This window comes from Nocardia sp. NPDC057663 (assembly GCF_042799895.1).
In the GTDB taxonomy this organism is placed as follows: domain Bacteria; phylum Actinomycetota; class Actinomycetes; order Mycobacteriales; family Mycobacteriaceae; genus Nocardia.
Map to the genome: position 1 here is coordinate 46,273 of NZ_JBHVHX010000004.1, position 21,658 is coordinate 67,930.

Consider the following 21,658-nt stretch of genomic DNA (forward strand, 5'->3'; position numbering starts at 1 on the left):
CCGACGTATCCGCTTGGCTTTGACCGTACCCTGCCGGGGCGCACCCGTGCAGGGAGAACTGTGAAGGCTGCTTCAGCCCCCGATAACTCCTTGATAACCCGCCGCATCCAGCAGTTCACCGAGAGCGGAATCCAGCGCCGCCTCATCGTCGAAGGCGAGCTCGAACAGCCAGCCCGCGTCGTACGGATCGGAGTTCAGCGTCTCCGGCTCCTGCGCCAGATCCTCGTTCACCGCAACGACTTTCCCGCTCAGCGGTGCGTAGATGTCGGACACGCTCTTGGTCGACTCGACCTCGGCGATGCTCTCGCCCGTGGTCACATCCTTGTCGACATCGGGCAGCTGGACGAACACGACGTCACCCAGCTGTGACTGGGCGTAGTCGGTGATGCCGACACGAACCGCCGTGGGGCCGGTCCGCCGCACCCATTCGTGCTCTTCGGTGTAGCGCAGATCCTCAGGGGTCCGGGTCACAGGACGTCCTTTCATCGTCAACGTTGCACGCAACAGTATCGACTAGCTCCCGCGGTGCGGCACAGGCGGTATCGAACGCGCGACAGCGATCGCCAGCCCCGCGTAGAGCACCCCGGTCCACAGGTACAGCGCGGTACCCCAGATCAGCAGTGCCCAGCCGAAGGCCCAGCCGAAACCTGCCCCTGCCCAGTCCATCTCCCCCGTGAGCAGCCACGGCAGGGCCGACATCAGCGCGAACGTGGCCGCTTTGCCGAGGTAGATCACCTCGGGAGCGGCCAGTTCACGGCGCTTGTATACCGACAAGGTCACGGTGAGCACCAGATCACGACCGATCAGGATCACCGCGATCCACCACGGGATCAGCCCGCGTGCGACGAACGCCACGAGTGTCGTCACGAGGTATAACCGGTCGACGAGCGGATCCAGCAGGGCGCCCAGGCGCGAGGACTGGTCGAGCAGCCTGGCCAGTTTGCCGTCGAGGAAGTCGGTGACGCCTTGGGCTATCAGCAAGGTGAATGCCCAGCCGTCGGCATGGCGGACCAGCAGTAACCAGAGAAACACCGGGATGCCGATCAGCCGGATCAGGCTCAGCACATTGGGCACGGTCAGGATGCGGTCGCTGAACACGCCACCGGTTGCGGTGTCGTTGGTGCCCGGCGTTCCCGATTCGGTTGCCACGCCCCTGCATACCGCACCGACCCCTGCTTGCGCCATCCGGCCACGCCGAAACGTCCGGCCGCATTCTGTTGCCCGGCGGTCGCGGTGCCTGTCCGGCATCGAACCGCTAACCTGGGCACTTGTGTCCGACAGTGGTTTAGATCTGCGTACCTACATCTCCGCCGAGGACGCACGCGAACGCGGCCGCGCCGCCAGGGAGCGGGTTCCGGCGGCTGCCCGCGACCGGGCGGCCGAGAGCCCGAACCGGCCGAGCGTGCTCGAGTTCGTCGAGGCGAGCAACCGGGGACGGATCGACCGGCTGATCCCGCTGCGGATCGGCAGAATGACCACCTCGCCGTTCACCTTCTTCCGCGGCGCCGCCGGACTGATGGCCGCCGACCTCGCCGCCGGCCCGGACAGCGGGCTCCCCGCCCAGATCTGCGGTGACGCCCATGCCGCGAATTTCGGCCTCTACGGCACCCAGCGCGGCGAGATCGTCATGGACATCAACGATTTCGACGAGACCGTCCTCGGACCGTGGGAATGGGACCTGGAACGGCTCGCCGCCAGCCTCGTGCTGGCCGGGCGCGAGGGCGGCGCCGACGAGGACGACTGCGTGCGCGCCGCCGGCGATGCCGCCCGCTCCTACCGCCGCACCGTCGCCGAACTCGCCGACATGCCGTTCCTGCAGTCCTGGACCGCGATGCACGACGAATCGATCCTGACCGAGGCCAAGGCCGACGATCTGCTCGACGACTTCAAGAAGGCCGCCAAGAAGGCGCGCAAGAACACCAGCGCCAAGGTCGCCGCGAAGTGGACCGCGCATCTCGACGATCACGAGACCGATATCAGCAAGCACCGGTTCGTCAGCGATCCGCCGATCCTCACCGCGGTCGACGAGCAGGTCGCCGAGGCCGTGATCGACGGGCTGGAGCGCTACGCGGGCACCATCCGCGAGTCCCGGCGCAATCTGCTGGCCCGGTTCGCGGTCTCCGATGTGGCGTTCCGGATCGTCGGCACCGGCAGCGTCGGCCTGCACAGTTATGTGGCGCTGCTGCACGGCAACGACGGCGAGGCACTGGTGCTGCAGGTCAAGCAGGCGAACCCGTCCGCGCTGGCGCCGTTTCTGCCGCCTGCCGAGCCCCGGCACGAGGGTGAGCGCATCGTGGCGGGCGCGCGCAGCGTGCAGTCCGAGACCGACATCCTGCTCGGCTGGACGACGATCGAGCTGGACCGGCCGATCCCGTTCATCGTGCGCCAGTTCCGCAATCTCAAGGGCAGCATCGACCCGGCCAGGCTCTCGGCCGACGATCTCGACGACTACGGCAGGCTCGCCGGGGCGTTGCTGGCCAGGGCGCACTCCCGCTCGCTCGACCCGCGCACCCTGGCCGGCTATCTCGACGCCGACGACGACGACTTCGACGAGGCGATCGCCCGCTACGCGGTGCGCTACGCCGACCGGACCGAGGCCGATCACGCCGAGCTGGTCGCCGCCGTCGCGGCGGGCAAGATCGAGGCCGAGCCGAGCTGAACACCGGCCGTATCCTCCCCGGCAACCGCCGGTCGTCGAGCTACGATGTACGCCAACGGTTCTCGGCCCGCGGCGCCAACGACCCAGAAGGGTGGTCCCCATGCTCGTGCGCGTGCAGAATGCGGCAGGCACCGATGCCGAGCTGGCACTGATCGATTGGCTGCGCACCTGGAAGGATCCGTCCAGCCCGCACGGCGTCGCCACGATCAACTGCAGCCTGTTCTCCGACGACCGGCTGCACCAGTTCGACGCGGTGGTGTGGACGCCGACCAGTTGCGTGGTGATCGAGGCGGAGACCTTCACCGCGCGCCAGGACGGCGTGCTGGAGATCCCGCTCAACGGCCCGTGGATGGTCTCCGGTGAGCTCGCGCAGTTCGCGGGCGGCGAGAAGTCGACGCCGCTGGAACGCTCCCGTGAGCACACCTTCGCGCTGCAGAACTATCTCGCGGCGCGCGGGCTCGGCCAGCGCGCGGTGCACGGACTCGGCGTCATCGTGCCGATGCCGGGCGCGCAGATCGACGTGCACCAGGGCTGGAGCGATCCCAGCTTCGACGTGATCGTCACCGACGATCCGCACCGGGTCGAACGGTACTTCGAGATGCTGGCCGCGAAGGAACACAACCTCTGGACGGCCAATGACGTCGCCATCGCGTTCCGCGGCCTCGGCATCCTGCCGTATCTGCCCTCACCCCAGGATCTGCTCAACGAGGGCTTCCTCGGCCCGATCGATGTGACTCTGTGGCACGGCGGCCCCACCCAGGCCCAAGCCGAGCAGTACGCCGAGGAACAGGCGCAGCTCGAGCGCGAACTGCAGAACCGCGGTCTGGTGGCGCCCTGGTACAGCCCGTGGAAGCTGTATCCGCGGGTCGACGGGGATCTCGACTTCGGCCGCGCGTTCCTGCGGATCACCCTCGCGATCGGGATGATCATCGCGATCGTCTGGGTGCTGTGGTTCGTGGTGACCGCGGTGCTCACCTACGGTCCGGCCTGAGCGGCGCCACCGCTGTCGTCGCATCCGTGATCGAGGAGGTTCCCGCGCGTACCGCCGTCCGCGCGACGGCGATCGGTGCGGGTGCCGCTGTCACGGCCGCGATCCCGCTGACGTTTCCCGCGGACGACGGGCCGACCGACCTCGACGCCGCGGTGGCCGACCCGATCGCCGGCACGGTCTCCCCCGGCCTCGCCGAGGTGCTCGTCGCGCCGAGCAGCGGGCCCGTCGTCCTGATCCTCTTGCTCGCGGCGTTCGGCTGGTTCGCCCTGCGGCGGCAGTGGTGGCGGGCGGTCACCATGCTGGTGGTGCCCGAGGTCGCGGTGGCGATCAACACCTGGCTGCTGAAACCGTTGTGGGACAGGCAGTTGCACGACTATCTCGCCTATCCGAGCGGCCATACCGTCCATCTCGTCGCTGTCGCAACGACTTTCGCGTGCCTGGTGACGAACCTGAGGGCGCGGGTCGCGGTCGCGACGCTCACGATGCTCGCGGTGGTCTCGATCACCCCCGGCATGGTCGAACTCGGCTACCACCACCCCACCGATGTGCTCGGTGGGGCGGCGGCCGCCGCGGCGATGGCGATCGGATTGTGCTGGCTGGCAGACCTGCTGCGAGCCGGGACGCGCGGCTAGTCGCGTGCGGAAACGCTGGCGTCGTGCAGCATTTCGGCGCGCAGCATCGGCGCGGGCACGCCCATCGCCTCGACCAGGGTCAGCGCGTCCGGACGCAGCCGGTCGACGAGTTCGTTCACCCCGCGCCGCACCGCCTTGGCCCGTTCCACCGACATGAACCGGTGCATGATGTACCAGGCCAGGTTCTCTTCCAGCGAGGCGTACACGTAGAGATCGCAGACGGTTTCGGCGAGAGCCTTGGCGTCGGGGTCGTCGATTGTGGCGATCCCGTCGACGAATTCCTCGAGCACCAGCCGGTCGATGTGCGCGGCGCCGGCGGCCAGGATGTGGTCCTGGGCGTTGTTGAACGCCTCGAACGGCCCGGTGTCGGCGGCCCTGGCGCGCAGCCGGTGCGCGGCGGTGCGCAGCAGGTAGTCCTCGCGATCGGCGAACAGTTGCAGCTGCACCGAGCGCTTGGACAGATCGCCGTCGTCGACGCTGTCGTCGCTGCGGTCGCGCAGGGTCTGGATCAGCTGGCGGACACCGGACCGTTTGCGCACCACGTCGCCCGCCATGGTGGCGGCGAACTTCACCCAGCCGAGGGCGTCGAGGTCGCGGACCTCGTCGGAGTAGGCGGTGAGCAGTTCCTTCGCGACGAGCTGGGTCAAGACGACATTGTCACCTTCGAAGGTGGTGAACACGTCGGTGTCGGCTTTGAGCGTGACGAGGCGGTTCTCGGTGAGATAGCCTGCGCCGCCGCAGGCTTCGCGGCATTCCTGGATCGCGCGGGTGGCGTGCCGGGTCTGGGCGACCTTCAGGCCGGCGGCCCGCTTCTCCAGTGCGCGCTGCGCGCCGGGCTCGGTGTCCTTGCCGGACTGGATGAGGTCCATCCGCCGCACCAGGTCGTTCTGCGCGAAGGCCAGCGCGAACGACTTGGCCACCAGCGGCAGCAACCTGCGCTGATGACTGCGGTAGTCCATCAGCAGGGTCTCCTCGCCGGTGTCGGGGTCGGCGAATTGACGCCGTGCCAGCGCGTAGCGCACGGCGATACTCAGCCCGACCCGCGCGCCCGCCGCGGCGGCGCCGCCGACGCTCACCCGGCCGCGCACCAGCGTGCCGAGCGTGGTGAAGAAGCGGCGGCTGGGGTTGTCGATCTCGGAGGCGTAGGTGCCGTCCGGGTCGACGTCGGCGTAGCGGTTGAGCAGGTTCTCCCTGGGCACCCGGACCTGGTCGAAGACGATGCGGCCGTTGTCCACCCCGGGCAGTCCGCCTTTGATCCCGTCGTCGTAGGTGGTCACCCCGGGCAGGTCGGCGCCGCGCTCGTCGCGGATCGGGACGAGCAGGCAGTGCACGCCCTTGTTCTCCCCGCCGGTGATCAGCTGGGCGAACACCGCCGCCATCCGCGCGTGCACGGCCGCGCCGCCGATGTAGTCCTTGCGGGCCGACGGTGTCGGGGTGTGCACCACGAATTCCTGGGTGGCCGGATCGTAGGTGGCGGTGGTCTCGATATTCGCGACGTCGCTGCCGTGCCCCGACTCGGTCATCGCGAAGCAGCCGAGCAGGTCGAGGGAGATCAGTCGCTTGATGTAGTCGCGGTGCCGTTCGGTGCCCAGGTTCTCCACGGCGCCGCCGAAGAGTCCCCACTGCACACCGGATTTCACCCACAGCGACAGGTCGGCGTAGGCCAGCATCTCCAGGCCGGTGACCGCGCCGCCCGGGTCGCCGGTGCCGCCGTTCTCGGGCCGGAAACCGCGCTCCGGGTATCCCATCGTCGCGACGACCCGCATCTGGTCGAGTACCCGCGCCCTGGCCGCGTGGATGTCGAGTTCCGGGTCGCCGGTGAAGCGGGCGTCGGCGAGCTGGACTCGCGCCTGGTCTCTCACCGCGCGCCACGGTCCGTCCAGCGCTGCGCGGAGGTGTTCTGCCGTCGTCGATGTGCCGGTAGCCATGCCTTCGACCCTAGCCCGGGTAGCGCGTGGGGCGGCGGCTCGAAACTCGCCGCCGCAAACTCTTGCTCGACGATTGAACAGTTGTTTAGTATATTGAACATGTGTTCAGCCAACAGCCCGTACCGCAAGGACCCTCCCCCGATCTGACCACCACGGCCCGCATCCGCGATACCGCGATCGACCTGTTCGGCGAGCAGGGTTTCGGTGTCGGTGTCCGGGCGATCGCCGCGGCAGCCGGAGTCTCACCCGGCCTGGTGAATCACCACTTCGGCTCCAAGGACGGCCTGCGCGCCGCCTGCGACGATCGCGTGCTCGAGATCATTCGCGACGAGAAACTGCGGGTCATCCGCTCCACAGGCGCCGCCGGGATGCTCACCGCACTGGCCGAGATCGAGATGTACGCCCCGCTGGTGGCCTACATGTTGCGCAGCTTCCAAGCCGGCGGCGCACTGGCGGAATCCCTGCTGGAGCACATGGTCGCCGACGCGGAGGAATACATGCAGGCCGCCGTCGAGTCGGGCCAGCTCAAGCCGAGCCGCGATCCCGCGGCCCGGGCCAGATACATCGTGCTCTGCCATGTCGGAGCCACCAACCTCTATCTGCAGATGCGAATGCAGCGTGACGGAAAACTCGACTACCGCAAGGCGATCCGGGACCTGTCGGACCTGACCACCTTCCCGGCGCTCGAGCTCTACACCCAAGGCATGCTGACCGATTCGACTCTGCTCGACAGCCTCATCGAGGAGTAGACGATGCCCTCCCCCACCACCGATCGGGTCATCGAAGTCCATGACCTGCGTAAAACTTTCGGCCGCTTCACCGCGCTCGACGGGCTCGACCTGCGGGTCGGCCCCGGCGAGATCCACGGGTTCCTCGGCCCCAACGGCGCAGGCAAGTCCACGACGATCCGGGTGCTGCTCGGCGTTCTGCGCGCTTCCGGCGGCGAGGCGGCACTGTTCGGCCGCGACCCGTGGACCGATGCGGTCGCCCTGCATCAACGGATCGCTTATGTCCCAGGCGATGTCACGTTGTGGCCGTCGCTGTCGGGCGGCGAGACGATCGACCTGCTCGCCCGGATGCGCGGCGGGCTCGACCAGGCCAGGCGGGCCGAACTGATCGAGCGCTTCGAGCTGGATCCGACCAAGAAGGCCCGCACCTATTCCAAGGGCAACCGGCAGAAAGTCGCCCTGGTGTCGGCGTTCTCGGCCGACGCCGATCTGCTCATCCTCGACGAGCCGACCTCGGGTCTGGACCCGTTGATGGAGCAGATCTTCCAGGACTGCGTCCGCGAGGCCGCGGCCCGCGGGGCGACCGTGCTGTTGTCGAGCCACATCCTGTCCGAGGTCGAGCACCTGTGCGACCGGGTGACGATCATCCGCGCGGGCCGCACGGTCGAATCCGGGTCGCTGGACCAGCTGCGGCACCTGAGCCGCACCGCGATCACGGCCGAACTGATCGGCGACCCGGGCGATGTCAGCACGTTGCCGGGCGTCGACGATGTCGAAGTCGACGGTTCCACGCTGCGCTGCCAGGTCGACGCCGAGCACCTCGGCGGGTTGATCCGCGTCCTCGGTGACGCGGGCGTGCGCAGCCTGACCAGCGCACCGCCCACGCTCGAGGACCTGTTCCTGCGGCACTACCACGTCGAGACCGGCGCGGCCGTCACCGGAGAGAAGGTGCGGGCATGACCGCCATCACCGCCACCCCGAGGTTCGTCGGAACCACCCGCACCACAAGCGAATTCGCGGGCACCGGGCAGATGCTGCGGCTGTACCTGCGGCGCGACCGGATCATCGCGCCGGCGTGGTCGCTGCTGATCGGGCTGATGCCCGCGCTGCAGGTCGTCTCGGTCAAGGACCTCTATGCCACCCAGCAGCAGCTCGACAGCTTCGCCACGACGACGGCGGCCAGTCCCGCGCTGCTCGCCATGTACGGTCCGGTGTTCAACACCTCGCTCGGGTCCATCGGCACCTGGAAGGCCGGGGCGATGTACGCGATGATCGCGATCGCCGCCGTGCTCACGGTGGTCCGGCATACCAGGGTCGAGGAGGAGACGGGGCGCGCGGAACTGGTCGGCGCCACCAGCATCGGCCGTTTCGCCGGTCTCACCGGCGCGCTGCTGCTGGCCTTCGGCGCCTCGGCGGTGGCCGGAATCGCCTGCACCGCTTCGCTGATGGCGGCCGACCTGCCCGCGGCAGGCTCGGTGGCGTGGGGCGCGGCGCTGGCTGCCTCCGGCTTCGTGTGGGCCGCGGTCGCCGCGGTCGCCGCCCAGCTGAGCAACGGGGCCCGGATCGCGCGTGGTGTCGCGCTCGGTGCACTGGGCGCGGCCTTCGCGGTGCGCGCGGTGGGCGACGCCGGAAACGGTGTGTTGTCGTGGTTCTCGCCGCTGGGCTGGTGCCTGCAGATCCGTCCCTACGCCGCGGAACGCTGGTGGGTGCTCGTCCCACTCGCCGCCGTCGCCATCGGCGCGACCCTGCTCGCCTACCAGCTGCTGCGCACCCGCGACCTCGGTGCCGGCCTGCTCGCCGAACGTCCCGGCCCCGCCGTGGCAGGCGCCGCGCTCTCGGGCCCGGTCGGACTGGCCTGGCGGTTGCAACGCGGCTCGATGCTCGGCTGGACGGTCGGCTTCGGCCTGTACGGCCTGCTGATCGGTGGCGCGGTGAACAGCATCGGCGGCATGCTCGACGACAGCGGCACCCTGCAGGACGTGGTCACCGCGCTGGGCGGCTCGGACGACCTGGAGAAGTCGTTCATCGCCTACGCGATCACCATGCTGGCGGCGGCCGCGGCCGCGTACTCGGTGTCGTCGGTGCTGCGCCTGCACGAGGAGGAGAACTCGGGTCGCGCCGAGGCCGTGCTGGCGGCGGCGGTGGGCCGGGTGCGGTACGCGTCGAGCCACCTGCTGTTCGCGGTCGCGGGGCCCGCGGTGACGCTGCTGGTGTCCGGCGTCGGTATCGGGATCGTGTGGGGCGCTACCGATGGCGATGTCGTCGGCAAGCTCGGTCAGTCGCTCGGCGCGGTCGCGGTGCAGCTGCCCGCGGTCTGGGTGGTCACCGCGATCGCCCTGCTGCTGTTCGGTGTGGTGCCGAAGTACGCGTCGCTGGCCTGGGCGGTGTTGAGCGCGATGATCGTGATCGTGCTGCTCGGTTCGCTCGGCACGTTCCCGCAGTGGGTCATGGATCTGGTGCCGTTCGTCCACCCGCCCAAGCTGCCCGGCGCGTCGTTCACCTTCGCCCCGATCGCCTGGCTTCTGGCCGTCACGATCGCAGGCACCGCCCTCGGTCTGGCGGCCTTCCGACGCCGCGACCTGCGCTGAGGGAACCGGGCCGGCGCGGGGTTCCGCGTCGGCCCCTCGGCTAGTAGGCGCCGTCCCCGCGTGTGACGACACCGATGGTCCGCGCGATCAGCGCGACATCGAGCACCATGGACCAATTCTCGACATAGGACAGATCCAGGCGCACCGAATCCTCCAGCGACAGATCAGACCGCCCGCTGACCTGCCACAACCCGGTGAGCCCTGGCTTCACCAGCAAGCGCCTGCGCATCTCGCCGTCGTAACTGTCGACTTCACGCTGCACCTGGGGCCGCGGCCCCACCACACTCATCTCGCCGCGCAGCACGTTGAAGAACTGCGGCAGCTCGTCGAGGCTGTACTTGCGCAGGAACCGCCCGACCGGCGTCACCCGCGGATCATCCTTGACCTTGAAGAACACCGGGTTGCCACCGTGCTGCTCGATCAGATCGTCGACCACGGCGTCGGCATCGAGGCGCATGCTGCGGAACTTGATCATCCGGAACGGCACACCGTCGCGGCCGATGCGCTCGGACAGATAGAACACCGGCCCCGCACTGGTCACCTTCACCGCGACCGCGATGGCTACCAGGATCGGCGCGGTGAGCACCAGCACCGCCGCGGCGAAACAGAAGTCGAACAGCGCCTTGCGACTGGACTTCGCCCGGCCGTATCGCGGCCGGTCGATGTGCAGCATCGGCATCCCCGCGACGAGACGGTGCGTCAGCCGCACACCTGCGATGTCGACGACACCGGGCGCCACGATCAGATCGACCCCGAGCGGATCCAATTCCCACGCCATGCGACGCAATTCGGCCGGGCCGAGATGGTCGGTGGCCGCCACGGCGACCGACTCCGCCGCGCTGCGCCGCACCGCGTCGAGCACCGAGCGGTCGTCGCCGAGCACCGACGGCCCGCCGTGCTTCTCGAATCGCCCGTCGCCCGAGCCCGCGGGGACACACACCCCCACCACGCGATAGCCGGAGCCGGGATCATCGGTGAACGCAGTGGCCATCGCGTGGGCGGCCTCGGGCGAACCGACGACGAGCACCGCGGTGTGACACCGGCCCTCGGCCCGCCAGTGCCGCAGCCGCCCCCGCCAGGCCAGTCGGCCTGCGATGAGAGCGAGCAGGCCCGCGGGCAGCGCGATAGCGAGATACCCTCGCGCGACCTCGACCCGGAAGAGCAGCGCGAGGATCGCGAGGACGCCGAACAAGCGCAGGGTCGCCGAGACCAGCCTGCGGAATTCCTCGCTGCCGGTGCCGATCACCTGGGGGGCGCGGGTGCCATAACCGTGCAGCAGGGCCAGCCAGCCCGCCGCCAGCGCCAAGGTCACCACCGAGTAGCCGACGTCGTAGGGCAGCGGCCAGGCCAGCGGCGGCGCGGCCGGGCCACCGAAGCGGATGGCCTGCGCGGCAACGACGGCGCCGAGCACCGCGACGACGTCGGTGACGACCAGCCGCTGCGCGAACGCCGCCTGCCAGCTCTCACGCCGAGTACGGCCCAGCGCCTGTACCGCGGTGGCGACCTCGACTTCGCCGCCGCCGGTGAGCTCGAAGCTCATGAACCCACACCTCACTTCGGGAGACGCACCGTTTCCCGAACCCCGTTGATCCGAACGCGGCCGCAATGACCGTCCTACTTCCCCACGATTCGATGCCCGCCCGCTGATTGTTACAGACCATTTGCTGGTGGTCGCACCGAAATATCAGCGGCACAACGGGTTCCGCGAGTTAGCCAGATAACACCAGCGGCCGCCCTGCAGGCAAGCGCAGACTCATGGCTATTCGATATGAATGCAGGACAATCGCTTTCCCGAGTGGGTGAGATCATACAGCGACGAGCAATGGTCGCCGACGCCAGCAGATAGCCGACCTGCCGAAATCCTGGCCGGCTTCGAAACATATCACGAATCAATATCGGTTCCATCGGTTTCAAGTCCCGCCCGCGCGGCGTCTGGCTGTAACGTCTCGGACCGCCGGACCGACTTTCGGCATGTCCGGCATCGGCCGTGACAGTTTTCGCGATCGTGTAAAAGGTGGAGCTCTGCGTGCAATGTCGACTCTGTGATTCCGATCGGCTCACGAGTGTGCTCGACCTGGGTGCCACCCCGCCGTGTGAGAGTTTCCTCGACCGCGACCGGCTCGATCTGCCGGAATCGACGTTTCCCCTGCATCTGCGACTGTGCGAGGACTGCCTGCTGTTGCAGATCCCGGCGCTGATCACCCCCGAGGACACTTTCACCGAGTACGCGTACTTCTCGTCGTACTCCGAGAGCTGGGTGCGCCACGCCGAGCGGTTCGTCGACACCGCCGCCGAGCATCTTGGGCTCGGCGGCGATTCGTTCGTCGTCGAGGTGGCCAGCAACGACGGGTACCTGCTGCGTCACGTGATGGCGCGCGGCATCCGCTGCCTTGGCATCGAACCGTCGGTCAATGTCGGCAGGGCGGCGCGGGCGGCCTGTGTGCCCACCGAAACGACGTTCCTCGACGAGGAGTCGGCCGCGCGGGTGCGTGCCGAACACGGGCCCGCCGACCTGGTGGTCGCCAACAATGTCTACGCCCACATCCCCGATCTGCGCGGATTCACCCGTGCGCTGCGGGGGTTGCTCAGCGATGACGGCTGGTTGAGCATCGAGGTGCACCACGCGCTGAATCTGGTCCAGCTCGGCCAGTTCGACACCGTGTATCACGAGCACTTCCAGTACTACACCGTGCATTCCGCACAGCGCGCGCTGGCGGTGGGCGGACTGACCGTCGTCGACGTGGAGCTGCTCGACACCCACGGCGGTTCGATCCGGCTGTGGGCGCGCCCCGACGCGGTCGCGGAGCCCGCAGCACGGGTCTCGGAGGTGCTCGAGCTGGAACAGGCGGCGGGCCTGCATGTTCCCGAGGGTTACGCCACGCTGGGTCCGCGCGCGGAATCGGTGCGTCTGGAACTGCTGCGCTTCCTGCTCGATTGCCGGGCGGCGGGCAAGCGGGTCGTCGGGTACGGCGCCCCAGGTAAGGGCAACACTCTGCTCAACTACTGCGGTATCCGGCCAGACCTGCTCGAGTACACCGTGGACCGCAACCCCTACAAGCACGGCCGCTACACCCCCGGTACCCGCATCCCGATCCATCCGCCGGAACGCATCGATGCCGACCGCCCGGATGTGGTGCTGGTGCTGCCCTGGAATCTCGAAACCGAGATCACCGCACAGCTGCGCCATGTCGGCGACTGGGGTGGCGAACTGGTCTATCCGCTGCCGGTGCTGCACCGCGGCGACATTCTCAGCGACCCGGTGGCGGCCGGTGCCATGGAAACGAAGGTGAACCGATGAAGGTCGTGTTGTTCTGCGGCGGTTACGGCATGCGCATGCGTGGCGGGTCCGAGGACGTCGTGCCCAAGCCGATGCAGCTGGTCGGCCCGCGCCCGCTGCTGTGGCACGTGATGCGCTACTACGCCCACTACGGTCACAAGGAGTTCGTGCTGTGCCTGGGTTACGGCGCCGAGCACATCAAGAACTTCTTCCTCACCTATCAGGAGACGGCGTCCAACGATTTCGTCATCCGCGACGGTCAGGTCCAGCTGCTGGGCACCGATATCAGCGACTGGTCGATCACCTTCGTCGACACCGGGGTGGAGTCGGCGATCGGCGAGCGGCTCCGGCGGGTGCGTGAACATCTCGACGGTGACGAGTACTTCCTGGCCAACTACGCCGATGTGCTCACCGACGCACCGCTGGACACGATGATCGAGCGTTTCCACGCCTCGGGTGCGGCCGCGTCGATGATGGTGGTGCCACCGCAGTCCTCGTTCCACTGTGTGGATATCTCCGAGACCGGTGAGGTGAAGAACATCATGCCGGTGGCGCGAATGCCGTTGTGGGAGAACGGCGGCTACTTCGTGCTGAGCCAGGAGATCTTCGATCTGCTGCCGCCCGGCGGTGATCTGATCGCCGATGCGTGCGATGCGCTGGCCGGGCAGGGCAGGCTTTTCGGTTACCGGCATCTGGGTTTCTGGAAGCCGGCCGACACGTTCAAGGAGCGCGCCGAACTCGACGACGCCTACCGCGACGGTGCGCGTCCGTGGATGGTGTGGGAATCGGCGTGATCGGACTGTTCACCCGCCCGCCGAAGCGGATCGCGGTGCTCGGCGCGCACTGCGACGACATCGCGATCGGGATGGGTGCCACCTTGCTCGCTCTGACCGACGCCGATCCCGAGGTCGAGGTGCGGGCTCTGGTGTTGTCGGGAGCGGGCACCGCGCGCGAGAACGAGGAGCGCGCAGCGCTGACCGCGTTCTGCTCGGGGACAAAACCCGACCTCGAGGTGCTCGACATCCCCGACGGTCGCGCGCCCGCGCACTGGGACCGGATCAAGGACGCACTGGCCGGGTTCCGGCGCGGCAGCGAACCCGAGGTGGTGTTCGCCCCGCATCGCGGTGACGCCCACCAGGACCACCGGCTGCTGGCCGAACTCGTGCCGACCGAGTTCCGCGACCACCTGATCCTGGGGTACGAAATCCTCAAGTGGGAGACCGACACCCCGGCACCCACGCTGTACCACCCGCTCACTCCGGAACTCGCGCAGCGCAAGTCGCGGCTGCTGCACGAGCACTATCCGTCGCAGACGGGCCGCGACTGGTTCGACGAGCAGGCCTTCCTCGGTCTGGCCCGGATGCGTGGCGTGCAGTGCCACGCGCCCTATGCCGAGGCGTTCGTGCTCGACAAGGCGATCATCAGATGGGAACAGACGTGAACATGCGGGTACTGGTCACCGGGCACCAGGGCTATCTCGGCACCGTGATGGTGCCGGTGCTGCGGGCGGCGGGCCACGACGTCACCGGCTTGGACATCGGCTACTTCGCTGATTGCCTGCTCGGCGAGTTCCCCGGTGACCCCACGGGATTGGCGGTGGATCTGCGCGAGGTCACCGTCGAGCAGTTGCGCGGTTTCGACGCGGTGATCCACCTGGCCGCGCTGTCGAACGATCCGCTGGGCGCGCTGGCTCCCGAGATCACCTACGACATCAACCATCACGCGTCGGTGCGGCTGGCCCGCCTCGCCAAGGAGGCCGGGGTGCGCCGCTTCCTCTACGCCTCGACCTGCTCGGTGTACGGCGCCGCGGGTGCCGAACTTGTCACCGAGGACGCGCCGTTGCGCCCGATCACCCCGTACGCGCAGAGCAAGGTCCGTGTCGAGGATGATGTCGCCGCCCTGGCCGATGCCGATTTCACGCCGGTATTCCTGCGCAACGCAACAGCTTTCGGCTTCTCCCCGCGGCTGCGCGCCGATATCGTGCTCAACAATCTGGTCGGCTACGCGGTGCTCACCGGTGAGGTGAAGGTGCTCTCCGACGGCACACCGTGGCGCCCGCTGGTGCATGCCGAGGACATCGCCATCGCCTTCGCCACCTGCCTGACCGCGCCCGCCGCCGACATCGCCTGCCGCGCGTTCAATATCGGCACCGAGGTCAACAATCTGACCGTCGCCGAGATCGCCGCCGCAGTGGTGGACGCGGTGCCGGGTTCGCGACTGCTGATCACCGGCGAGAGCGGTGCCGACCCCCGCTCCTACCGCGTCGATTTCTCTTCCGCGCGTGCAGTTCTCGGCTTCGAGGCGCGCTGGACGGTGCCTGCGGGCGCCGAGGAGCTGTGCACCGAGTACACCGCGCGCGGGCTCACCTCCGATGCGTTCTTCCGCCGGTTCACCCGGTTGCCACATCTGCAGGGGCTCTGCGACGCGGGTGAACTCGACGCGCGGCTGCGCCGGATCAGTGCGCCGGCGCCAGCGTAGCGCGCAGTTGCGCCCAGCTGCCCGCCTGCGCGTCGCGCGCCGAGACGATGCCGGCGGGCAGCGGCCAGTCGATGGCCAGGTCGGGGTCGTCGTAGGCGACCCCGAGGTCCTCGGCCGGGTCGTGCGGGCGGTCGATGCGGTAGCAGACGTCGGCGACCTCGGTGAGCGCCTGGAATCCGTGCAGGAACCCGGGCGGCACGTACAGGTGGTGGAAGTGCTCGTCGTCGAGCCGGAACCCTTGGCGAGCACCGAAAGTCGGCGAGTCGGGCCGGATGTCGACGAGCACGTCGTAGACGGCGCCGTGTGCGCAGCGCACCAGTTTGGCCTCGCCGCGCCCGCCGCGTCCGTGCATCCCGCGGATCACCCCGCGGACCGACCGCGACTGCGAGTCCTGCACGAAGGCCGCGGCGGCACCGTCGACCCCGAGGTGGGCGTCGAATTCGCGGGCGTCGAAGGTTCGGGTGAACAGCCCGCGCTCGTCTCGGAACGGCTCGGGAACGAGCACCACCACGTCGGCCAGTTCGGCCCGCTCGATACGCACGAGGACATCCTGCCATGATTCGCCGGTGCCGCGGCTGCGGAAATTCCGAGCTCACCACCGTTCTCGACCTGGGCACGGTCCCCGCGGCCGATCATTTCCCACCGCACGACAGCCCTGTCGATCCGGCGGAGACCGGCCATCCGCTGCGGATGGATCAATGCGTGGCGTGTGGGCTGGCTCAGCTGGCCGACGACGACACTGTCACCGCCGAACCGCGTGGCATCGAACCGCAGGCGCTGCGCGATCAGGCGGCGGCGGCCGTGCGGCTGGTGCACGCGGCCGGTCTGCTACACGGTTCGACGGTGACCGAGTTCGGCAGCCCGCACGGCGGCACCTGGCTCCCCTTGCTCACCGAGCACGGCTTCACCGAGCAGACCGAGGGTGCGGCGGAGGTGGTTCTCGATTGTTTCGGCATCATGCACGAGCCCGATCAGCGGGCCGCGTTCGCCGCGCGCGCCGCGGCGACGGCCCCGGACGGTGTTCTCCTGGTGCAGTACCACTCGCTGGCCGCCATCGTCGGGCAGGGACAGTGGAATGCGTTGCGGCACGGGCATTTCGCGTACTACTCCCTGTCGACGCTGCGAATCCTGCTGCGCGCGGCGGGGATGAGTGTGGTGACCGCGTGGGAGTTCGAGCTCTACGGCGGCACTGTGCTCCTGGCCGCCCGCCACGGTGAGCACGCCCCCGATCCGGCTGTCGAACGGGTGCTGGCGGCCGAAGCTCGGGTGCTCGCGGGGTCGGCTCCGGCCCTGCAGCAGGTCGTCGACCAGCACGTTCACTCATTGCACGAGTGGCTGGAGACCGCTGCCGCACAAGGTACTCGGGTGTACGCCTATGGCGCCGCGTCCCGCGCCGTCGCCCTGCTGTCCATGGCGGGCGCGCGACGCGGCCTGCTCGCCGGTGTCGCCGACGCTTCCGCTGCCAAACAGGGCTGCCGGATGCCGGGCACCGATGTGCCCATCGTCTCCCCCGCCGAACTCGTCGCCGCCGACCCCGGTGCCGTCCTGCTGACCCTGCCCGATCTGCTCACCGAAGTGCGCACCCGGCTCCCCGAGCTCGAGGGCCGCTGGTTCGTCGACAACCCGACCGGGCCGACGTCACCTACGGCAAGACCTTCTCCCGCTGATTCTCGCCGAGCAGCACATCGACCATGCGGGGCAGAGTGCGGGACCGGTCGTGACGGGTAGCGATATGCGCACGGCCTGCTTCACGGAGCCGCGCCCGCAGCAGCGGGTCGTGCCCGAGCCGGCGCAACGCCTCGCCCAGCGCGACCGGATCATCGGGGTCCACGCACAGCGCGACATCGTCGGTGACATTGCCGCCGTGGTCGGTGGCCACGACGGGAACACCCAGGCTCATCGCCTCGAGCACCACCAGCGGACCCGCTTCGGGTAGCACACTCGCCGACACCAGCACATCCCATCCGCGCACGGTCACCAGCGGGTCGACGTGCCCGAGGAAGCGAACCCGGCCCGCCAGATCGGGGCAGGCCGCCCGCTCTCGCAATTCGGCCAGATACGGTTCGTCACCCGGCAGGGCGGTACCCGCGATCTCGATACTGACCTCGGGCAGTTCGGCGGCGGCGGCCAGCAGTACGTGATGGCCTTTCCAGGCGGTGATCACGCCGAGAATACCGATGACCGGCGGCCTGCGCTCCACGATCGGGGCGGCCTCGACCGGCCACTTCACCCCCAGCCACGCGACATCCACGTCGAATCCCAGCGCCCGCACCGGCGCGGCCGCACGCTCGGAGACCGCGACGGCCCGGCCGACGGCCCGACGCCCCATCCTGGCGACCACGAATTGCCTTCGGCTGGCCAGAATGTCGTGCACCAGCCAGACCGTCGACCGGCGGCGCGGCAATGACAGTGCCACCGCGGGCAGGGCCATGGTCGAGTTGACCACCAGCTCCACCCGGCCGCCGCGCGCCACCTTCCGCAGCACGATCGCGGCCTGAATCCACCGCCACAGCATGACCAGCGCGGCCCGGATGCGCGCCGCACCCTGCTGACCGGTCAACCCGAGTTCCCGAATCGGGAGGTGGCCGACCGAGGCGGGCAGCCGGGCGCTGAGCGGGCCCGTCGGGCACGCCACCCGCACCCGGTAGCCGCGCGCCACGGCCGCCTCGACGACATCGAGCATGACCTTCTCGGCGCCGGACGCCTGCGCGGTGTGAGCGACGAACACCAACTCCCGTACCCCGTCATCTCCCGGCACGCAGCACCTCCGCATGGGTGCGCAGCACGGTCACGGCCGGCTTTTCGGTGTAGTCACGTCGCAGCATGCCGAAGTTCTGTTCGAGGTCGTTGCTGTCTGGCCCGGCATCGACCAGGGAGTAGACGAAAACCGGTCCGACATCGTGGATCGCGGTGACCAGACCGAGTCCCTGATCGATGATCCGGGCCTGCACGTCCTCGCTGACAGCCCGCGCACCGGTTCCTGTCGGCGCCCCGAACTCGGTGGGCCACAGCTGCATGGTGGTGTCGTGGTGGGAGTCCATGATTCGCCGGATCCGCATCAGGTTCCCGAATGCGTTGTACCAGCTCTGCGAGTCCGGCAGCTCGGGATAGGAGTACGGGTGCACGGCGATCGCGTCGAAGTCGGCGTCGGCGCCGAGTTCGTAGAGGTCCTCGACGAACGAGGTCGGCGAGATGTCCTGCCCGTTGTCGGCCGCGGGCGCCAACCCGCCGACGAGGATCTGACCGTGCGGCTGGCGCGCGCGCACGGCTTGGGCGGCCTGGCGCAGCAGATGGGCGTAGGTGGCGACATCGGGGCGCGGCGCGAAGAAGGCCGTGACGTTGGGTTCGTTCCAGATCTCCCAGTGCGCGATCTGGTTCTTGTAGTGCTCGACGGCGTCACCGACGAACCGGCCGAACAACACCGGCTGCGGCGCGGCTTTGCTGCCGCCCACACCACCGTGGGGGCCTGCCCAGGCCGGTGCGTAGGTGAGGATCGCCAGCACCGACAGATCGTGCGCCCGTGCCGCCCGTACCGCGCGGTCGGTCGCCGACCAATCCTGTTTTCCGCGAACGGGTTCGATCACCGACCAGTCGATATCGATGCGGACCCAGGTGGCGCCGGTCGCGGCGACCAGACCCATCTGCCGATCCAGTTCCTCGGCGCTGAGCTGGAGCCAGGAGTGGCCGCCGGAGATTCCCAGACCTGATCGGATCACGGTGTCAGTGCTCGCGGTCGGCTCCGGGGCGCAACCGAGCACTGTCGCCAGGACGACCACCGCGGTCAGCCCCGCCCGAGCGATCCGCCACAGTGTCATCAGTCTTCGGCCCTCGCAAGCTTCGTATCGTCAATCCCTCGGTCCTTCGCATGATGCTTCCGGCGATGAGAAGGTATATCAGGCAGGCCACGGCCGAGGTGAGAATCCACGGCGGGGCCCACCGGTGCGCAATCGCTGTCGCGGCGGCGATCACCGCGACGGCCACACCGGTAACCGCGAGCAGCGTCGTCACCGGCAGCAGTCGGCGCATCCGCACGGTCGCCAGCACGCCCAGCCAGACGGCGGCCAGCAGCACCACCTGTGCCGCCAGGCCCGCGATGACGGCGCCCTCGTAGGACATCCGCGAGATCAACGGCCACGCCAAGGCGAGGTTCACACCCAACGCCGCCGCCGCGATCCAGGGGATCAGGTTGTTGCGGCCGGTAGCCATCAATGCCACCAAGCCCAGGTGTGCCAGGGCACCGAGCAGCCCGCCGACGACCTGAATGCGGCTGGCATCGGCCGCGGCAACGAAATTCGTGCCGAACAGCAGCCCGACCACCTGACCCGCGACCGGCCAGAAGGCCACCAGCGCGGTCAGCCCGAGCACGATCAAGGCCGCGTTGGCCTGGCGGAAGAAGCGCCGGAACCGCACCGGATCATCCGGCCACAAGGCGATCAGCAGGGTTGTCAGCGGTCCGACCACCGCCACCGCCGCGGTATCGAGCAGGTCCGAGAACTTCATGCCGACGGCGAAAAGGCCCACGGACTCGAAGCTGTCGACATGACCGAGCAGCAGCAGCCCGACCTTCTGGAGCATGATGATCAGCGCCAGCCCGATACTCAGCGGCAGCGCCTCCCGCAGCATTGGGCTCCACCAGCTCAGCTCGATGCGCCGGGCCGGGATGGGCCCGCCGAGCCCGCGCGCCACCGCGATGATCTTCACCGTCACGGCGACGACCTCGTAGGCGATGGCGGGCACCACCACGAGGAGCAGGGTCGGCGCCCACAGCACCGCCGCCACGGTCAAAGCCAGCTGCACGCAGCGGGCCAGGGACTCGGCCGCGGCGACCAGGGTGAGCCGCATCGTGGACTGGAACAGGATGGTCAAGGCATGGCTCGGGGTGGCGATCACCACCACCAGTCCGGCGAGCGCGGTGGCCGCGACCACCGGTGCCGGACAACGTGATACGAGCACATACCCGATGGCCAGCCCGTAACCGACCAGGCCGAGCACCGTGCGCAACACGATGAACGAGGTGGCGATCTCGGCGGCCTCGGCGGGGTCACCGTGCACGAGTTTGCCGATGACCGCACGCCCGACTCCGAGGTCGGTGATGATCGCGAGCATGCCGAGCAACCCGAAAACGAAAGAGAAATAACCCCATTCGACCGCCGGGAGCATGCGGGCGATGAGCGTGGTGCCGAGCAGGCCGAGCACGGCGGCGAAGATCCGGGCGGCCAGCATCGCCGCGGTGTTGTTGGCCGCGGCACGACCCGACTGCGCGCGGGACCGGTTCTCGGTGGGGCCACCGCTGGGCCGGGGTGGCGCGGAGACGGCCTCGTCCGTCACGACAGCAGCCCGGCCGCACGATAGGCGGCGACCGTCGCCTCGGCCGTCGCCTGCCAGCTCAGTTCGGACATCGCGGCGAGCCCGCGCGCACGCAACTCCCGGTTGGCGGCGTCGTCGTGCAGCAGGGGGCGGATGGCACGCACCCAAGATTCGGTGGTCGCGGTGTCCACCAGTACCGCACCGTCATCGCAGACCTGGGGCAGCGCACCGACCGCGCTCGCGACGACCGCGCCACCGCAGGCCATCGCCTCGACCGGCGGCAGCCCGAAGCCTTCGTACTGCGAGCAGTAGGCGACCACGGTGGCGGCCGCGTACAACGCGGGCAGATCCGCCAGGTCGACGTAGCCGAGCCCGATCGCGCCGCTGGGTGCCTGCGGACCATCGGATCCGGCGCCGGCCAGCACGAGCGGAACGTCGAGGTCGCGTGCCACCTCGGCCAGCATCGCGACTTGTTTGCGTGGTTCGACAGTGCCGACCTGCAGCACGAACCGCTGCGGCAGCTGATACCGGGCGCGCACCCGCGCCACGGCTGCCTCGTCGGGCACCCGCGCCCATTCGGCGGGAGCCAGCGGCACCACCACCGCATCGCGGCCGAAGCGATCCGCGATCCGCTGCGCGGTGAATTCCGAGACGGCGATGAGCAGGTCGGCCCGGGTCAACGACATCCGCACCAGCAGTTGCTCACCGCGTGCCCGATACCGGCTGAACGCCCACGGCACATCGAAGACCGACAGGTCGTGCACCGTACTGACCGTTGCGCCCGGCCCGGACAAGGGAATATCGACATCGAGACCGTGGAAGACATCCACGCCGCGCAGCGGCGCGATACCGTGCCAGGCCCGGCGAGCGCCCGCCGCGACCGGCCGCGACAGCGCCGCGATGCCCGACGGCAGCGTGGGCGCGGCGTCGGCCTGCACCAGCGCCGACATCGCGGTCCCCGACATCAGCCCGGTCATCCGCCCCAGCAGCTCCCGCTGATAGGTAGCCACTCCCGCCCCGTTCGGGCGCAAAGCAAGTGCGCCGAAACACACTGTGGGGCTGGCACTTTC

The 21,658-nt window shown here is 69.0% G+C and carries 20 protein-coding genes; 11 read left to right on the plus strand and 9 right to left on the minus strand.

Features of this window, described 5'->3' with window-relative positions:
• Positions 1 to 72: 72 nt before the first annotated feature.
• Both gcvH and ACFVAV_RS11445 read right to left on the minus strand, forming a co-directional pair.
• On the minus strand, positions 73 to 471 hold the full coding sequence (gene gcvH / locus ACFVAV_RS11440; protein ID WP_379033732.1) for a glycine cleavage system protein GcvH: 399 nt from the start codon (positions 469 to 471) through the stop codon (positions 73 to 75).
• Positions 472 to 513: 42 nt separating this feature from the next.
• Positions 514 to 1,149 (minus strand): CDP-alcohol phosphatidyltransferase family protein, encoded by a 636-nt coding sequence (locus tag ACFVAV_RS11445; RefSeq protein ID WP_379033735.1) that lies wholly within the window; start codon positions 1,147 to 1,149, stop codon positions 514 to 516.
• Positions 1,150 to 1,270: 121 nt separating this feature from the next.
• Between ACFVAV_RS11445 and ACFVAV_RS11450 the strand changes: the two genes are divergently transcribed.
• The 3 genes from ACFVAV_RS11450 to ACFVAV_RS11460 all read left to right on the plus strand — a co-directional run bounded on the left by ACFVAV_RS11450 (position 1,271) and on the right by ACFVAV_RS11460 (position 4,282).
• Entirely contained in the window at positions 1,271 to 2,659 is a 1,389-nt protein-coding gene (locus ACFVAV_RS11450; protein WP_379033738.1) for a DUF2252 domain-containing protein, read from the plus strand.
• A gap of 100 nt (positions 2,660 to 2,759) precedes the next feature.
• Positions 2,760 to 3,650, plus strand: coding sequence for a nuclease-related domain-containing protein (locus tag ACFVAV_RS11455; protein WP_379033741.1), 891 nt, complete (start codon positions 2,760 to 2,762; stop codon positions 3,648 to 3,650).
• Between the two features lie 26 nt (positions 3,651 to 3,676).
• A complete protein-coding gene (locus tag ACFVAV_RS11460) occupies positions 3,677 to 4,282 on the plus strand; it encodes a phosphatase PAP2 family protein (RefSeq protein WP_379033744.1) in 606 nt (201 codons plus the stop codon).
• Here ACFVAV_RS11460 and ACFVAV_RS11465 read toward each other — a convergent pair.
• Positions 4,279 to 6,210, minus strand: a complete 1,932-nt coding sequence (locus tag ACFVAV_RS11465) for an acyl-CoA dehydrogenase (RefSeq protein WP_379033747.1) — start codon at positions 6,208 to 6,210, stop codon at positions 4,279 to 4,281. The genes ACFVAV_RS11460 and ACFVAV_RS11465 overlap by 4 nt on opposite strands.
• A 101-nt stretch (positions 6,211 to 6,311) precedes the next feature.
• Between ACFVAV_RS11465 and ACFVAV_RS11470 the strand changes: the two genes are divergently transcribed.
• Genes ACFVAV_RS11470 through ACFVAV_RS11480 form a run of 3 tightly spaced genes read left to right on the plus strand, consistent with a single transcriptional unit; the run spans position 6,312 to position 9,526 of the window.
• Positions 6,312 to 6,959, plus strand: coding sequence for a TetR family transcriptional regulator (locus ACFVAV_RS11470; protein WP_379033750.1), 648 nt, complete (start codon positions 6,312 to 6,314; stop codon positions 6,957 to 6,959).
• A 3-nt stretch (positions 6,960 to 6,962) separates the two neighbouring features.
• On the plus strand, positions 6,963 to 7,898 hold the full coding sequence (locus tag ACFVAV_RS11475; RefSeq protein WP_379033753.1) for an ATP-binding cassette domain-containing protein: 936 nt from the start codon (positions 6,963 to 6,965) through the stop codon (positions 7,896 to 7,898).
• Positions 7,895 to 9,526 carry an ABC transporter permease gene (locus ACFVAV_RS11480; protein ID WP_379033756.1) on the plus strand — a complete coding sequence of 544 codons (1,632 nt, stop codon included), beginning with the start codon at positions 7,895 to 7,897 and terminating at the stop codon, positions 9,524 to 9,526. The genes ACFVAV_RS11475 and ACFVAV_RS11480 overlap by 4 nt, the downstream gene beginning before the upstream one ends.
• 40 nt (positions 9,527 to 9,566) lie before the next feature.
• On the opposite strand, the gene ACFVAV_RS11485 is transcribed toward ACFVAV_RS11480, so the two are convergent.
• Complete coding sequence (locus ACFVAV_RS11485) at positions 9,567 to 11,066, minus strand: sugar transferase (RefSeq protein ID WP_379033759.1); 1,500 nt, start codon at positions 11,064 to 11,066, stop codon at positions 9,567 to 9,569.
• Positions 11,067 to 11,552: 486 nt separating this feature from the next.
• Here ACFVAV_RS11485 and ACFVAV_RS11490 point away from each other — a divergent pair, with 486 nt between their 5' ends.
• From ACFVAV_RS11490 to ACFVAV_RS11505, 4 genes are read left to right on the plus strand one after another with little or no spacing between them, the layout of a single operon-like run.
• The gene (locus ACFVAV_RS11490; RefSeq protein WP_379033762.1) at positions 11,553 to 12,824 is read left to right on the plus strand and encodes a methyltransferase domain-containing protein; all 1,272 of its coding nucleotides are present in this window, start codon (positions 11,553 to 11,555) and stop codon (positions 12,822 to 12,824) included.
• On the plus strand, positions 12,821 to 13,597 hold the full coding sequence (locus ACFVAV_RS11495) for a glucose-1-phosphate cytidylyltransferase (protein WP_189034294.1): 777 nt from the start codon (positions 12,821 to 12,823) through the stop codon (positions 13,595 to 13,597). Before ACFVAV_RS11490 ends, ACFVAV_RS11495 begins: the two co-directional genes overlap by 4 nt.
• Positions 13,582 to 14,244: a PIG-L deacetylase family protein gene (locus tag ACFVAV_RS11500; protein ID WP_379034533.1), complete on the plus strand. Its 663-nt coding sequence runs from the start codon at positions 13,582 to 13,584 to the stop codon at positions 14,242 to 14,244. The genes ACFVAV_RS11495 and ACFVAV_RS11500 overlap by 16 nt, the downstream gene beginning before the upstream one ends.
• Positions 14,245 to 14,246: 2 nt before the next feature.
• The gene (locus tag ACFVAV_RS11505) at positions 14,247 to 15,281 is read left to right on the plus strand and encodes an NAD-dependent epimerase/dehydratase family protein (protein WP_379034535.1); all 1,035 of its coding nucleotides are present in this window, start codon (positions 14,247 to 14,249) and stop codon (positions 15,279 to 15,281) included.
• Here the strand turns inward: ACFVAV_RS11505 and rfbC are convergent.
• Complete coding sequence (gene rfbC / locus ACFVAV_RS11510) at positions 15,259 to 15,822, minus strand: dTDP-4-dehydrorhamnose 3,5-epimerase (protein ID WP_379033767.1); 564 nt, start codon at positions 15,820 to 15,822, stop codon at positions 15,259 to 15,261. The two genes, ACFVAV_RS11505 and rfbC, sit on opposite strands and share 23 nt — an antisense overlap.
• A 14-nt stretch (positions 15,823 to 15,836) precedes the next feature.
• On the opposite strand from rfbC, the gene ACFVAV_RS11515 reads away from it, so the two are divergent.
• Positions 15,837 to 17,009 carry a class I SAM-dependent methyltransferase gene (locus ACFVAV_RS11515; RefSeq protein ID WP_379033770.1) on the plus strand — a complete coding sequence of 391 codons (1,173 nt, stop codon included), beginning with the start codon at positions 15,837 to 15,839 and terminating at the stop codon, positions 17,007 to 17,009.
• On the opposite strand, the gene ACFVAV_RS11520 is transcribed toward ACFVAV_RS11515, so the two are convergent.
• Genes ACFVAV_RS11520 through ACFVAV_RS11535 form a run of 4 tightly spaced genes read right to left on the minus strand, consistent with a single transcriptional unit; the run spans position 16,924 to position 21,538 of the window.
• Positions 16,924 to 18,039, minus strand: coding sequence for a glycosyltransferase family 4 protein (locus ACFVAV_RS11520; protein WP_379033773.1), 1,116 nt, complete (start codon positions 18,037 to 18,039; stop codon positions 16,924 to 16,926). The two genes, ACFVAV_RS11515 and ACFVAV_RS11520, sit on opposite strands and share 86 nt — an antisense overlap.
• Positions 18,026 to 19,096, minus strand: coding sequence for a beta-xylosidase (locus ACFVAV_RS11525; protein WP_379034579.1), 1,071 nt, complete (start codon positions 19,094 to 19,096; stop codon positions 18,026 to 18,028). The genes ACFVAV_RS11520 and ACFVAV_RS11525 overlap by 14 nt, the downstream gene beginning before the upstream one ends.
• Positions 19,002 to 20,609, minus strand: coding sequence for an oligosaccharide flippase family protein (locus tag ACFVAV_RS11530; RefSeq protein WP_379033776.1), 1,608 nt, complete (start codon positions 20,607 to 20,609; stop codon positions 19,002 to 19,004). The genes ACFVAV_RS11525 and ACFVAV_RS11530 overlap by 95 nt, the downstream gene beginning before the upstream one ends.
• On the minus strand, positions 20,606 to 21,538 hold the full coding sequence (locus ACFVAV_RS11535; protein ID WP_379034537.1) for a glycosyltransferase family 4 protein: 933 nt from the start codon (positions 21,536 to 21,538) through the stop codon (positions 20,606 to 20,608). Before ACFVAV_RS11535 ends, ACFVAV_RS11530 begins: the two co-directional genes overlap by 4 nt.
• Positions 21,539 to 21,658: the final 120 nt, after the last annotated feature.

What these genes read in the sequence shown, in the direction of transcription:
- ACFVAV_RS11535 (WP_379034537.1), bottom strand. Translation starts at nt 21,538, where the DNA reads ATGTCGGCGCTGGTGCAGGCCGACGCCGCGCCCACGCTGCCGTCGGGC.
- ACFVAV_RS11525 (WP_379034579.1), bottom strand. Translation starts at nt 19,096, where the DNA reads ATGACACTGTGGCGGATCGCTCGGGCGGGGCTGACCGCGGTGGTCGTC.
- ACFVAV_RS11475 (WP_379033753.1), top strand. Translation starts at nt 6,963, where the DNA reads ATGCCCTCCCCCACCACCGATCGGGTCATCGAAGTCCATGACCTGCGT.
- ACFVAV_RS11515 (WP_379033770.1), top strand. Translation starts at nt 15,837, where the DNA reads ATGATTCGCCGGTGCCGCGGCTGCGGAAATTCCGAGCTCACCACCGTT.
- ACFVAV_RS11485 (WP_379033759.1), bottom strand. Translation starts at nt 11,066, where the DNA reads ATGAGCTTCGAGCTCACCGGCGGCGGCGAAGTCGAGGTCGCCACCGCG.
- ACFVAV_RS11465 (WP_379033747.1), bottom strand. Translation starts at nt 6,210, where the DNA reads ATGGCTACCGGCACATCGACGACGGCAGAACACCTCCGCGCAGCGCTG.
- ACFVAV_RS11480 (WP_379033756.1), top strand. Translation starts at nt 7,895, where the DNA reads ATGACCGCCATCACCGCCACCCCGAGGTTCGTCGGAACCACCCGCACC.
- ACFVAV_RS11495 (WP_189034294.1), top strand. Translation starts at nt 12,821, where the DNA reads ATGAAGGTCGTGTTGTTCTGCGGCGGTTACGGCATGCGCATGCGTGGC.
- ACFVAV_RS11505 (WP_379034535.1), top strand. Translation starts at nt 14,247, where the DNA reads ATGCGGGTACTGGTCACCGGGCACCAGGGCTATCTCGGCACCGTGATG.
- ACFVAV_RS11455 (WP_379033741.1), top strand. Translation starts at nt 2,760, where the DNA reads ATGCTCGTGCGCGTGCAGAATGCGGCAGGCACCGATGCCGAGCTGGCA.